Origin of the sequence: Thauera sp. GDN1, assembly GCF_029223545.1 — a bacterium.
Taxonomy (GTDB): Bacteria; Pseudomonadota; Gammaproteobacteria; order Burkholderiales; family Rhodocyclaceae; genus Thauera.
In genome coordinates this window covers 3,348,346-3,361,323 of record NZ_CP097870.1, presented here as the reverse complement: position 1 = coordinate 3,361,323, position 12,978 = coordinate 3,348,346, and the positions used below count along the sequence as shown (strand labels likewise).

General features: G+C 69.2%; 10 protein-coding genes. 5 read left to right on the top strand and 5 right to left on the bottom strand.

What is annotated here, in order from left to right:
• Positions 1–158 precede the first annotated feature (158 nt).
• Complete coding sequence (locus tag CKCBHOJB_RS15450; RefSeq protein ID WP_281049551.1) at positions 159–2,093, top strand: LTA synthase family protein; 1,935 nt, start codon at positions 159–161, stop codon at positions 2,091–2,093.
• 57 nt (positions 2,094–2,150) lie between these two features.
• Here the strand turns inward: CKCBHOJB_RS15450 and ggt are convergent, their stop codons facing one another.
• The 3 genes from ggt to CKCBHOJB_RS15435 all read right to left on the bottom strand — a co-directional run bounded on the left by ggt (position 2,151) and on the right by CKCBHOJB_RS15435 (position 6,615).
• On the bottom strand, positions 2,151–3,890 hold the full coding sequence (ggt, locus tag CKCBHOJB_RS15445) for a gamma-glutamyltransferase (RefSeq protein ID WP_281049550.1): 1,740 nt from the start codon (positions 3,888–3,890) through the stop codon (positions 2,151–2,153).
• A gap of 137 nt (positions 3,891–4,027) precedes the next feature.
• Positions 4,028–5,212 carry an acetate/propionate family kinase gene (locus tag CKCBHOJB_RS15440; RefSeq protein ID WP_281049549.1) on the bottom strand — a complete coding sequence of 395 codons (1,185 nt, stop codon included), beginning with the start codon at positions 5,210–5,212 and terminating at the stop codon, positions 4,028–4,030.
• The gene (locus tag CKCBHOJB_RS15435; RefSeq protein WP_281049548.1) at positions 5,209–6,615 is read right to left on the bottom strand and encodes a bifunctional enoyl-CoA hydratase/phosphate acetyltransferase; all 1,407 of its coding nucleotides are present in this window, start codon (positions 6,613–6,615) and stop codon (positions 5,209–5,211) included. Before CKCBHOJB_RS15435 ends, CKCBHOJB_RS15440 begins: the two co-directional genes overlap by 4 nt.
• A 266-nt stretch (positions 6,616–6,881) precedes the next feature.
• Here CKCBHOJB_RS15435 and glmU point away from each other — a divergent pair, with 266 nt between their 5' ends.
• Together glmU and glmS are read left to right on the top strand one after the other, a co-directional pair.
• Positions 6,882–8,240 (top strand): bifunctional UDP-N-acetylglucosamine diphosphorylase/glucosamine-1-phosphate N-acetyltransferase GlmU, encoded by a 1,359-nt coding sequence (glmU, locus tag CKCBHOJB_RS15430; protein ID WP_281049547.1) that lies wholly within the window; start codon positions 6,882–6,884, stop codon positions 8,238–8,240.
• 37 nt (positions 8,241–8,277) lie between these two features.
• Entirely contained in the window at positions 8,278–10,104 is a 1,827-nt protein-coding gene (gene glmS / locus CKCBHOJB_RS15425) for a glutamine--fructose-6-phosphate transaminase (isomerizing) (protein ID WP_281049546.1), read from the top strand.
• Positions 10,105–10,248: 144 nt separating this feature from the next.
• Here glmS and CKCBHOJB_RS15420 read toward each other — a convergent pair whose 3' ends face one another.
• The gene (locus CKCBHOJB_RS15420; protein ID WP_281049545.1) at positions 10,249–10,611 is read right to left on the bottom strand and encodes a hypothetical protein; all 363 of its coding nucleotides are present in this window, start codon (positions 10,609–10,611) and stop codon (positions 10,249–10,251) included.
• Positions 10,612–10,846: 235 nt separating this feature from the next.
• Complete coding sequence (locus tag CKCBHOJB_RS15415) at positions 10,847–11,050, bottom strand: cold-shock protein (protein ID WP_281049544.1); 204 nt, start codon at positions 11,048–11,050, stop codon at positions 10,847–10,849.
• A gap of 255 nt (positions 11,051–11,305) precedes the next feature.
• Between CKCBHOJB_RS15415 and CKCBHOJB_RS15410 the strand changes: the two genes are divergently transcribed.
• Together CKCBHOJB_RS15410 and CKCBHOJB_RS15405 are read left to right on the top strand one after the other, a co-directional pair.
• Positions 11,306–12,343 (top strand): enoyl-CoA hydratase/isomerase family protein, encoded by a 1,038-nt coding sequence (locus CKCBHOJB_RS15410; RefSeq protein WP_281049543.1) that lies wholly within the window; start codon positions 11,306–11,308, stop codon positions 12,341–12,343.
• 133 nt (positions 12,344–12,476) lie between these two features.
• Positions 12,477–12,974 (top strand): hypothetical protein, encoded by a 498-nt coding sequence (locus CKCBHOJB_RS15405; protein ID WP_281049542.1) that lies wholly within the window; start codon positions 12,477–12,479, stop codon positions 12,972–12,974.
• The last annotated feature ends 4 nt before the right edge of the window (positions 12,975–12,978 follow it).

Sequence of the window (12,978 nt, the reverse complement as noted above, 5' to 3'; positions counted from 1 at the left end):
GACCGAGCAGGCCCGCAAGCCCGCCGTGCTGCCGGCCGCAGTGAAAGAACTTGTCGCAATTCAGGGGCCTGCGGGCGGGCTCCGCGGGCGCCGGCCCCGGTTCACGGCATTGTTTCGACATTATGATGCCGGCTCCGAAACCCGCCCGGGGAGCCGCCGTGCAACAACAAGACCGCTCCGTCGCGATCGACGCCGTCATCGTGCCCACTCGTCGTGCGCGCGAATGGGGGCAGGCGCTTGGCCTGGTCGCGCTGTGGTACCTCGTCGCCCAGGCGGCGAGCGCGTATTTCCTCGGGGTGGTGCCGGGGCGCGAGGCCTGGCTGCGCGATCTCCTCGCCCACCTGCTGCTCGGCGGCGTGCTGTTCGCGATGGCGCGCAGCGTGCTGCGCTTCGGCGTGGCGATGGCGCTGCTGTTTTCCGCCTTCACCCTGGGCAATGCACTCAAGCTCGCGGTGCTCGGCGGGCCGGTGATGCCGGACGACTTCTCGGCGGCAAAGAATCTCTTCATGTTGCTGGACGGCTGGCAGCTCTTCGGGAGTGCGGCGATGCTCGCGCTGCCGCTTGCCGGACTGGCATGGATGTTCGCCTGGCGCAGCGCGCGCGCGTGGGCGGTGCTCGGCGGCGTGGCCGCCGGCCTGATGGCGGTGGCGCTGCAGCCGGCGCCGGTGTCGGCCTGGCTGGATGCACGCTTCGGCGACTGGGTGTGGAACCAGCGTGGCAACTACGAGATGCGCGGCCTGCCCATCCATCTCGCCCAGGAGGGCGTGCGCAGCCTCGCCCGGCGCGGCAGCGCGCCGCAGGCGGCGGAGGTGGACGACGCGCTGATGTTGCTCGGTCTCACCCAGCCCAGCCCCTTCGTCCGCGCGACGGCGGCCGAGGCCGGGCGGGCAGGGCGCAACGTGCACATGATCGTGCTCGAGTCCTTCTGGGACCCGGCGGTGCTGAAGGCCGCGGGGCTGTCGGACGATCCGCTCGACCCCGCCTTCCGCAAGCTGTGGAAGGCCGCCGGCAATGCGCGCGCGCTGTCGCCGGTGTTCGGGGGCATGACCGCCAACGCCGAGTTCGAGGCCCTGTGCGGCTTCCCGGTGAAGTCCGACGCGGTGTTCTTCGAGGGGCGGCTGCGCCGCGACGTGCCCTGCCTGCCGCGCCACCTCGGCGACGCGGGCTACCGCAGTTTCGCCTCCCACCCCAACGCGGCGCCGTTCTGGAACCGCATCAACGCCTACCGCCGGGTGGGGTTCGAGCACTACTGGTCGGACCGCGACTTCGTGCTCGACGACATGAACCGCGAATTCCTCAGCGACGCTTCGCTGTATCGCCAGGTGCTCGAGCGCGTCGGACCGGCCCTGCAGGGGGCGCAGCCGGTGTTCAACTACGTGCTGACCTATTTCGGCCACCTCGACTACCCGCTCAACTCCGCGCGGCCGGAGGTGATCAGGGCCGAGACCGATAACGGCCTGGTGCAGGCCTACGCCAACACCGTGCACTACAAGTCGCGCGAGCTGATGGGCTTCCTGAAGCAGCTGCGCAAGCGTGACCCGGACGCGATCATCGTGCTGTTCGGCGACCACCTGCCCTCGCTGGGCTGGAATCACGGCGGTTACGTCGAGTCCGGCCTGCTCACCACCGACCGCAGCGGCTTCGCGGACGCCATGTTCCATACCCTGGTGGCGACGCCGCTGGTGGTCATCGACGGCAGGCGCGGTCCGGTCAGGACCGGCGACCTGCCGATCTACGCCCTGCCGGCGCTGATCCTCGACCTGCTCGGCGACGAGCGCGACACCATGCTGCGCTTCGCCGCGCGGGCCGACGATGCTGTGCGCGTGCGTCCGCTGCCGGGCGTGCACTTCACGCTCGAGGGCAAGGCGCTGACGGTATGCCGCGGCGGCGAGCTGCTGCCGGGCTGCGAGGCCTCGACGGCCTGGGTGGAGGCGATCGCGGTGCTCAAGCGCGACCTCTTCAGCGGCGAGCAGCACGCTCTCGACGCCGCCGAGCGCCTGCGCGGGCTGCAGACGGTCGAACTGGAGGGTGGGGATCTGGAGGAGAGCGCGGTGGCCGACGAGGTCGTGGCCGAGTCGGACAACGACGTCTGATCGGCGGGCGTCATCGGCACTCCCATGGTCCTCTCCTGAAGCGGCGCGAGGCGGCGCTTACTGCTTCTGCACGATCGCGCTGCCGCCGCCGTGGCGCAGCGGCTCGCTGACCGCGGTCACCGTGCCGTCGGCATTGAAGCGGATGCCGTTGGCGGCGCCGATCTGCTCGGTTTCGCGCCAGGTGTGGCCCTTCGCCTCCAGCGCCTTGGCCTGCTCGCTCCCGGGGAAGCCCAGCAGCGTCTCGATCAGCGTGGTGTCGCCATTGCGCTGGCTCATGCGCGGTGCGGCGAGCGCATCGGCCAGGCTCATGCCGAGGTCGATGTGATTGACGATGGTCTGCAGCGCGGTGGTGATGATGGTCGAGCCGCCCGGCGAGCCGATCGTGAACGCCGGCGCGCCGTCCTTGAGCACGATGGTCGGGCTCATGCTCGAGCGCGGGCGCTTGAAGGCCTCGGGCACGTTGGGGTGCGGGCCCTTGAAATCGAAGTCGGTGAGCTCGTTGTTGAGCAGGAAGCCGCGCCCCGGCACGACGATGCCGCTGCCGCCCCAGTCCTCGATGGTGAAGGTGTAGGCGACCACGTTGCCCTCGCGGTCGGACACCGCTAGGTGGGTGGTGTGCATCGACTCCTGCGCGAGCGGCTGCGGCTGCGGGCGCAGCGGCACCGACGGGTCGTCCTCGAAGGGGTAGGGGTCGCCCGCCGCGACCTTGCCCGGCGCGGCCGTCGTGCCGATCTGCCGCGCACGCTCACGAGCGTAGTCCTTGGACAACAGGCCGTCCCTGGGCACGTCCACGAACTCCTCGTCGGCGACGTAGGCGTTGCGGTCGGCGAAGGCCAGGCGCGAGGCCTCGAGGTAGAGGTGCTCGATCTCGGCGCGCGGCTTGGCGGCGAGGTCGAAGGTCTCGAGCAGGTTGAGCGCCTGCGCGATCGCGATGCCGCCGCTCGAGGGTGCGGGCATGCCATACACCTCGTAGCCGCGGTAGGTCGAGCGCACCGGCTGACGGATGCGCGCCTCGTAGTCCTTGAGGTCGGCCATGGTCAGGCCGCCGGCGATCACGCTGACGCCCGGATTGAGCGGCGGATGGTTCACCGCCGCCACCATGCTCGCGGCGATCGGTCCCTCGTAAAAGGCCTTCACGCCGCCGCGTGCGATGGCGCGGTAGGTCTGCGCGAGATCCGGGTTGCGGTGCACGCTGCCCACGGGCAGCGCCCTGCCGTCCTGCAGGTAGAGCGCGGACGCGGTCGAGAAACGCGCGAACTTCGCCTCGTTGGCCTTGTTGATGCGGTGGAAGTTGGGGCCGACCGTGAAGCCCTGCTCGGCGACGCGGATCGCCGGCGCCAGCACCTTGTCCAGGCCCATCGTGCCGTAGCGGCTCAGCGCCTCGTGCCAGCCGCGCACCGTGCCGGGCACGCCGACCGAGATGCCGTTGGGCACGGCCGCCTTCCACTCCATCGCCTTGCCCTCGGCATCGAGGAAGATGCCGGGATGGAAGCTCGCCGGGGCGAGCTCGCGGTGGTCGATGGCGATCACGCGCCTGTCTCTTGCCGAATAGATCAGCATGAAGCCGCCGCCGCCGATGCCGCAACTGAAGGGATCGGTGACGCCGAGCGTAGCCGCGGCGGCGACCGCGGCGTCGACCGCGTTGCCGCCGGCGTCGAGGATCTGCATCGCCGCCAGGCTGGCTTCGTGGGAGATGGTGGCGACCGCGCCGCCGTGGCCGGCGTCGACCGGCTGCTTCGCGAGCGCGCCGAAGGCGGCCATCATGACCGCGGTGGCGAGGAGGGTGCGTGCTTTCATGGTGCGCTCCGTCGAGGTGGGCCCAGGACGGTAGCACGGGGCGCGGGTGCAGCCCAAGGGCAGGGCTTCGCGGCTTCCACCGCTCCCACAGCGTGTTCGTAGCGCTCCGTGGGAGCGGCGGAAGCCGCGAGCTTTTCTTACAGCCCCAGCGTTTCCGCCGTGTAGCGCGCGATCATCCGCTCCTCGTTGGTCGGCACCACGGCGACCGCGACGCGGCTGGCGGGGGTGTCGATGCGGCGGGCGTGATCGGCATTGGCGGCGGGGTCGATCGCGATGCCCATCCACGCCGACAGCGCGGCGACCTTCTCGCGCACGGCCGCGGCGTGCTCGCCGATGCCGCCGGTGAACACCAGCGCGTCCAGCCCGCCCGCGGCCGCGGCCAGCGAGCCGAGCTCGCGGGCGATGCGGTAGCAGAACAGCTCGACCGCTTCCCTGGCTTCCGCTGCGGGCGAGGCGAGCAGGGTGCGCATGTCCTGGCTGATGCCCGACACGCCGAGCAGGCCCGACTCCTTGTACAGCAGGTTGGTCAGCGCCTTGGCGTCCATGCCCTTCTGCTCCATCAGGTAGAGCATCACGCCGGGGTCCAGGCTGCCGGTGCGGGTGCCCATCATCAGGCCCTCGACCGCGGTGAAACCCATCGTCGACGCGACACTGCGACCGTCTCGCAGCGCACACATCGAGGCGCCGTTGCCCAGGTGCGCGATCACCACCGCGCCCTTTGCACGCTCGCCGATCACCTCCGGCAGCTGGCGGGCGACGTAGTCGTAGGACAGACCGTGGAAGCCGTAGCGCTTGATGCCCTCGGCCGACAGCCGGCGCGGCAGCGCGAAGGCCTGCGCGACCGCGGGCTGGGTGCGGTGGAAGGCGGTGTCGAAGCAGCCGACCTGCGGCACGTCCGGCATCAGGGTCGCCACCGCGCGCACCGCGCGCAGGTTGTGCGGCTGGTGCAGCGGGGCGAGCGGCACGAAGGTGTCGAGCGTGCGCAACACGGCTTCGTCCAGGCGCGTGGGCGCGCTGTAGTGCTCGCCGCCGTGCACGATGCGGTGGCCGGCGGCGACGATGTCGAGCGCCGGGTTGTGACGATTGAGCAGCGCGAACACGTGGTTGAGCGCGTCGCGATGCTGTTCGCCCTGGCTGCCGCCGGTGGGCACCGCTTCGTGGATGCGCGCACCGTCGGCGGTCTTGAGCGTGATCTCGGGCGTGGCGCCGATGCCTTCGACCTGGCCGGACACCGCCGGCGCCGCGGCGACATCACCGTTGATCGGATAGAGCGCGAACTTCAGGCTCGACGAGCCGGCGTTGAGGACGAGGACGGCCTTCATGCCTTCATCGCCTCGCGCTTCCTGTGCGCCATCAGCTGCACCACCGCGCACGAGGCGGTGCGCGTCTCCGCGGTGTCGGCGCGGCTGGTGAGCACGATCGGCACGCGTGCGCCCAGCACCACGCCGGCCATCAGGGCGTTGGCGAGGTATTCGAGCTGCTTGGCGACCATGTTGCCGGACTCGAGGTCGGGCACCACAAGGATGTCGGCGTTGCCGGCGACCACCGACTTGATGCCCTTGGTCCGGGCGGCGACCAGCGACACCGCGTTGTCGAAGGCGAGCGGGCCGTCGAGCAGGCCGCCCTTGATCTGGCCGCGGTCGGCCATCTTGCACAGCGCGGCGGCGTCGATGGTGGAGCGGATCTTCGAGGTCACGGTCTCGACCGCCGACAGGATCGCCACCTTGGGCTCGGCGAGGCCGAGGATGTGGGCGAGCTCGATCGCGTTCTGGATGATGTCGACCTTATCTTCCAGCGTCGGCTCGATCATGATCGCCGCGTCGGTGATCATCAGCGGGTGCGGGTAGGTCGGCACGTCGGCCAGGAAGACGTGGCTGATGCGGCGGCCGGTGCGCAGGTGCTTGATCACCTGGCTCATCATCTCGTCGGTGTGCAGCGAGCCCTTCATCAGCGCTTCGGCGCCACCGTCGCGGCACATCGCCACCGCGACCTCGGCCGAGGCGTGGCTGTGCTCGGTGTCGACGATGCGGAAACCCTTGATGTCGATCTCCTGCTCCTCGGCGACGGCGCGGATGCGTGACTCGGGGCCGACAAGGATCGGATCCACCAGGCCGGCCCTGGCCGCCTGGATGGGACCGAGCAGGGATTCGCGGTCGCAGGGGTGGGCCACCGCGATCGGGATCGGCGACAGGCCGGCCGACACCGACAGCAGGTGGCGGTAGCGCAGCTCGCGGTCGGAGACGGTGACTTCGGGCAGTACCACGCGCGGGCGCGAGATCTTCTCGGTCGGCGCCATCACCTCGGCGATGCCGTCGATCACCTTCAGGCCATCCTGGTTCACCGCCAGGCAGTCGAAGATGATGTGGTGGTTGTGCTCGAACTTTTCCTTGCAGGTGACGGTGATCGTCAGCGTGTCGCCGATCGTGATCGGGCGCCAGAAGTTCAGCCCCTGCGACACATACACCGTGCCCGGACCGGGGAACTCGGTGCCGAGCACGGTCGAGATCAGCGTGCTGCCCCACATGCTGTGGCCGACGACTTCGCGGAACTGGCTGGAGCGCGCGTATTCGAGGTCGACGTGGGTCGGGTTGACGTCGCCCGACATCGCGGCGAAGAGGTGGATGTCTTCCGGGCGCAGGGTGCGGATCAGCTGGGCGAAATCCCCTACCTGGATCTCGTCGAACGTGCGGTTCTGGATGGTCTGGGGTGCGGCAACGGGTTTCATCGGATTGCTCGTTATTGGAAGCATTGCAACATGCGGATTTTAGACCCAGTACATGAACAGGATACGAAGAAAGGCAATCGAATTGTGCAATGCGTCAATCAAAGCCGCACTTGCCGACCCTGTGAGCCATTGACACCCGCCCGCCACGTATCTGCTCACATTTCGCAGCGCAGCGTCGGTGGTAAACTCCGCGCCAGATTTCACCCGCCGGACGGCCGTGCCGCTGCGGCCACGTTCCCCTGCCAACCAACCACCGGAATCACTCCATGGAAGTCGTCGTTCTCGCTGCCGGCCAGGGCAAGCGCATGCGCTCGGTCCTGCCCAAGGTCCTGCAACCCATCGCCGGCAAGCCGATGCTCGCGCATGTGCTCGACGCCGCACGCACGCTCGATGCCCGTCGGATCTGCGTGGTGTATGGCCATGGCGGCGAGGTGGTGCGCGAGCGCCTCGACGCGGCCGACCTGGCCTGGGCGCGGCAGGAGCCGCAGCTCGGCACCGGCCACGCGGTGCAGCAGGCGCTGCCGCACCTCACCGACGGCGACATGGCGCTGGTGCTGTACGGCGACGTGCCGCTGATCGGCGTGCCGACGCTGCGTCGCCTGGTCGCCGCGGCCGGCGGCGAGCGCCTGGCGCTGCTGACCGTCGACATGGACAACCCGACCGGTTACGGCCGCATCCTGCGCGACGCCGCGGGCAAGGTCGTGCGCATCGTCGAGGAGAAGGACGCTAGCGCCGAGGAACGAAAGGTGCGGGAAGTGAATACCGGCATCCTGGTCGCCTCGGTGGCGCGCCTCCGCGACTGGCTGGGCCGCATCGGCAACGACAACGCCCAGGGCGAGTACTACCTCACCGACATCATCTGTCTGGCGGTCGCCGACGGCATCGAGGTCACCACCGTGCACCCGGATGCCTTCGCCGAGACCCTGGGCGTCAACAACAAGCTGCAGCTCGCCGAGCTCGAGCGCATCCACCAGGGCAATATCGCCCGCCGCCTGATGGAAGAGGGCGCCACCCTCATCGACCCCGCGCGCATCGACGTGCGCGGCAGCCTCAGCGTCGGGCGCGACGTCGAGATCGACGTCAATTGCGTGTTCGAGGGCGAGGTCGAACTCGGCGACGGCGTGCGCGTCGGCGCCAACTGCGTGATCCGCAACGCCCGCATCGGCGCCGGCACCCGCATCGAGCCCTTCAGCCACATCGACAGCACGACCATGGGCCAGGCCTGCGTGATCGGCCCCTACGCGCGCACCCGTCCCGGCACCGTGCTCGGCGCCGACGTGCATCTGGGCAACTTCGTCGAGGTCAAGAACAGCGTCATCGCCGACCACTCCAAGGCCAACCACCTGGCCTACGTGGGCGACGCCGACGTCGGCAGCAAGGTCAACATCGGCGCCGGCACCATCACCTGCAACTACGACGGCGCCAACAAGCACCGCACCATCATCGAGGACGAGGTCTTCATCGGCTCCGACACCCAGCTCGTCGCCCCGGTGCGCGTCGGCCGCGGCGCCACGCTCGGCGCCGGCACCACGCTGACCAAGGACGCGCCGCCCGAGCAGCTCACCGTCACCCGCGTCAAGCAGACCAGCCTGAACTGGAAGCGCCCGGTCAAGCAGCCGCGCTGAGTCCGGCAACCAGACAACCGAACAAGGAAGCCCCGCCATGTGTGGCATCGTCACCGCAATCGCAACCCAGAACGTCGTCCCCGTGCTGCTCGAAGGCCTGCGCAAGCTCGAATACCGCGGCTACGACTCGGCCGGCCTCGCCGTGCTCGCCGGCGAACTCACCCGCCTGCGCTCCTGCGGCCGCGTGGCCGAACTCGCCGCGCTGGCCGATGCCCGCCAGCTCTCCGCCCACGTCGGCATCGCGCACACGCGCTGGGCCACCCACGGCGTGCCCTCCGAGCGCAACGCGCACCCGCACATCTCCGGCGGCCTGGCAGTCGTGCATAACGGCATCATCGAGAACTTCGAGGCGATCAGGACCGCGCTGCAGGCCAAGGGCTACGTGTTCGAGTCCGAGACCGACACCGAGGCCATCGCCCACCTCGTGCACGACAAGCTGAAGGGCACGCCCGACCTCTTCGAGGCGGTGCGCCAGGCCACCAACGAGCTGGTCGGCGCCTACGCCATCGGCGTGGTGGCCGAGGCCGATCCCTTCCGCGTCATCGTCGCCCGCCGCGGCTCGCCGCTGCTGCTCGGCATCGGCGAGGACGGCATGTACGCCGCCTCCGACACCGCCGCGCTGCTGCAGGTCACGCGCAAGATCGTCTATCTGGAAGACGGCGACCTCGCCGAGCTGCGCCGCGAGAGCTTCATCGTGATCCGCCCCGACGGCACGCCGGTCGAGCGCCCGGTGCACATCTCCAGCCTGTCGGCCGACGCGGTGGAACTCGGCAAGTTCCGCCACTACATGCAGAAGGAAATCTTCGAGCAGCCGCAGGCCCTGGCGCAGACCCTGGAGCTGATCGCCGGCGGCGGCGGGGTGAGCCCGCAGCACTTCGGCGCCCGTGCGGCCGAGGTCTTCGACGGCGCGCGCCGCGTGCTCGTGCTCGCCTGCGGCACCAGCTACCATGCCGGCCTGGTCGCGCGTTACTGGATCGAGGCCATCGCCAGGCTGCCGGTCACGGTCGAGATCGCCAGCGAGTACCGCTACCGCGAGTCGGTGCCCGATCCCGACACCCTGGTCGTGGTGATCTCGCAGTCGGGCGAGACCGCCGACACCCTGGCCGCGCTCAAGCACGCCAAGGCGCTCGGCATGGAACGCACGCTGGCGATCTGCAACGTGCCGGAATCGGCCATCGTGCGCGAGACCGCGCTGCGCTTCATCACCCGCGCCGGCCCCGAGATCGGCGTCGCCTCCACCAAGGCCTTCACCACCCAGCTCGCCGCCTTCGCGCTGCTCACGCTCGCGCTCGCCAAGCTCAACGGCCGCCTCTCCGCCGCCGACGAGGAGCGCCACCTCGGCGCGCTGCGCCACCTCCCGGTCGCGGTGCAGAAGGTGCTGGAGCTCGAGCCCGAGATCGAGAAGTGGGCGCAGCGCTTCGCCGGCAAGGAGCATGCGCTCTTCCTCGGCCGCGGCAGCCACTGGCCGATCGCCATGGAAGGCGCGCTCAAGCTCAAGGAGATCTCCTACATCCACGCCGAGGCCTACGCCGCCGGCGAGCTCAAGCACGGCCCGCTGGCGCTGGTGGACAAGGACATGCCGGTGATCGCCGTGTCGCCCGCCGACGAGCTGCTGGAAAAGCTCAAGTCCAACCTCCAGGAAGTCCGCGCCCGCGGTGGCGAGCTGTACGTCTTCGCCGACGCCGGCAGCGAGATCCCGGAGTCGGAAGGCGTGCACATCCTGCACATGCCCGAGCACTACGGCATGCTGTCGCCGGTACTGCACGTGATCCCGCTGCAACTGCTGTCGTATCACGCGGCGCTGGTGAAGGGGACGGACGTGGACAAGCCGCGGAATCTGGCGAAGTCGGTCACGGTGGAGTGAGTCCGGCGCGCTTGCCATTTGCGCGGCAAGAGATGCGGCGCCGACCCCATCATGCACAACGCCCGGCTTGCCGGGCGTTGTCGTCAACGAGGTACCGGGACGTGACGTCCGTCTCGCCGGTACCCGAAATCCATCCGCAGCGCCTTATTCGATCGGCGCAAACCCGTAGTACGAGCCATACGCCGAAGGCGCGGGCGCGTAGGCGGCGACCTTGATCGCGTCGGGCAGCGTCACCGTGTCGGTGAATCCGTCGATGCCCCGCGTATCCGCACGCCACTTCGTCTCGACATCCTGTTCAGACATCCCGTCGAGGGCGAGATTGCGGTCGAGGCGCGCCGAGCGATATTCGAACGCCGTGTCATGGGCGATGAACAGCGTGTGCGGGCAGGCCGTGATGCGGGTCTCGTCGCTGGGGTCGGCTCCCATCACGCGCACGCCGCAGAACGGGCAGTGGACGGGCGTGTAATAGAAGGTCTTGAGTTCGGTGCGTTGGATCTGATGGGGCATTGCGCTCTCCTTGGTCGATGGGGACGATCGGGCGGCGGGGTGCGCTCGGAGGCGCACGGGCGGGCCGCGGTGGTGGGCTCCGTCTTCCTGATGCTGCTGCGGTGAAGGCGTGGCGGAAATCATCGGCGCGGTGCTCGAATGCAGCGCGGTTCCGCCAGGGTCAAAAAAGCAAAAGGCCCGACGAGCGTCGGGCCTCGAGACGACCTGCGCCGGGGGCGCGAGGTCTCAGAACGACTCAGGCGGCGCGGATGTTGGACGCCTGCAGGCCCTTGGGGCCGGTGGTCACGTCGAAGCTGACGCGCTGGCCTTCCGCGAGGGTCTTGAAGCCCTGGCCCTGGATGGCGGAAAAGTGGGCGAAAAGATCGTCACCACCGGCTTCCGGGGTGATGAAGCCGAAGCCCTTGGAGTCGTTGAACCACTTGACGGTACCTGTTGCCATGTCTTGAATCTCCTGAAAATGGGGAAAGCCCCCTGAATGGGGCGAGCATCAAGACGGCGAGGTACGACTTGGGGGAATACGACCGAAAAATCGGATATGCCAACAAATGAACTACACGACTTGAATATCGCTGCGGTGCAGTATGAGTGAAGTTCGACAATAAGGATAGCTTTATATTTTTTTATTTTTCCGGAACCTGTGCGCGAACCGGGTTTCGGTCGACATCGACCCGGAAAACCTGAAAGGAACCACGTAGTGCTGCTCTCCGACATCGAAACCCCTCCCACGGTCCTGGCCCACGTCCTCGACGGCGTGGGCGTGCTCACCCTCGACCGCCCGGCGGTGCTCAATGCGCTCGACCTCGCCACCGTGCGCGCGCTCACCCGCCAGCTCGGCGCGTGGGCGGACGACCCCGCCATCCGCATGGTGCTGCTGCGCGGCAGCGGCGAGCGCGCGTTCTGCGCCGGCGGCGACGTGCGTTCGCTGTACCAGCTGCAGCGCCAAGGCTCGCCCGAGCTCGGGCGCTTCTTCGACGAGGAGTACGCCCTCGACTGCCTGATCCACCGCTATCCCAAGCCCACCATCGCGCTGATGGACGGCGTGGTGATGGGCGGCGGCATGGGGCTGGCGCAGGGCTGCACCCATCGCCTGGTCACCGAGCGCACCCGCATGGCGATGCCGGAGACGGCGATCGGCCTCTTTCCCGACGTGGGCGGCAGCTACTTCCTGTCCCGCCTGCCGCCGGCGCTGGGCGCTTGGATCGGCGTGGTCGGCGACACCCTGAGCGGTGCCGATGCGGTGCTGAGCGGCCTGGCCGACCACCTGCTGCCGAGCGCCTTCCTCGCCGATCTGGCGGCGGTGATCGCCGCCGTCGACGCCAATGTGTGGCCGATCGCGCCCACGCACACCACCCTCCCCAGCCTGCTCACCCCGCCGGTGCAGGCGGCGATCGAGCGCCACTTCGGCCAGCCCGGCGTGGCGCAGATCCTGGCCTCGCTCGCCGCCGAGACCGATCCGGCCGTGCGCGCGTGGGTGGAGCGCACCCTCGGCCTGCTGCAGAAGCGCTCGCCGCTGATGCTGCTCGTGACCTTCGAGCAGTTGCAGCGCGGCCGCCGGCTCGGCCTGGAGGACTGCTTCCGCATGGAGCGGACGATGATGGCGCACTGCTTCGCGCACGGCGACACGATGGAGGGCATCCGCGCGCTGCTGGTGGACAAGGACCGGGCGCCGCGCTGGCGGCATGGGTCGGTGGGCGAGGTGAGGCCGGAGGAGGTGGCGGCCTTCTTCGCCTGAGCGTGGAGGCGGGACGGTGGGGGGCAATTGGGGACGACTGCGCTGCCGATGGAACCTTTGCCGTCCTGCTTCGTTTCAGTGTGCAGGACGGCGATGCCGCCCGTTTTCGCACAACCATGAAAGGACCATCGACATGAAGCTCCACTCTGCAACCCGCCTGCTCGCGGCCGGCGCCTTCGCCATCCTCGGCGCCGCGTTCGCGGTCGCGCCGGCCACGGCCGCCGACAGCCACAGCCACGACACCCATGCAGCCGTCCTCAAGCTCGACGACGGCGCCAGGTGGCAGACCGATGCCGCCCTGCGCAAGGGCATGACGGAGATCCGCGATGCCGTCGCGCACGCCCTTCCGGAAGTCCATGCCGGCCGCTTCAGCGCCGCGCAGTACCAGGCCCTCGGCGAGGCGGTGGAACAGCAGGTCGGCTACATCGTGGAGAACTGCAAGCTCGAGCCCCAGGCGGACGAGGTGCTGCACGCGATCATCGGCGGGATCGGCGAAGGGGTCGATGCGGTCAGCGGCCGTGCCGGCGCCGATCAGCGCGAGCAGGGCGTCGTCCACCTGGCGCGTGCGCTCGACGACTACGCCGCCCATTTCGACCACCCCGGCTGGAAGAAGCTGGAGACTGGGCACTGAGGGG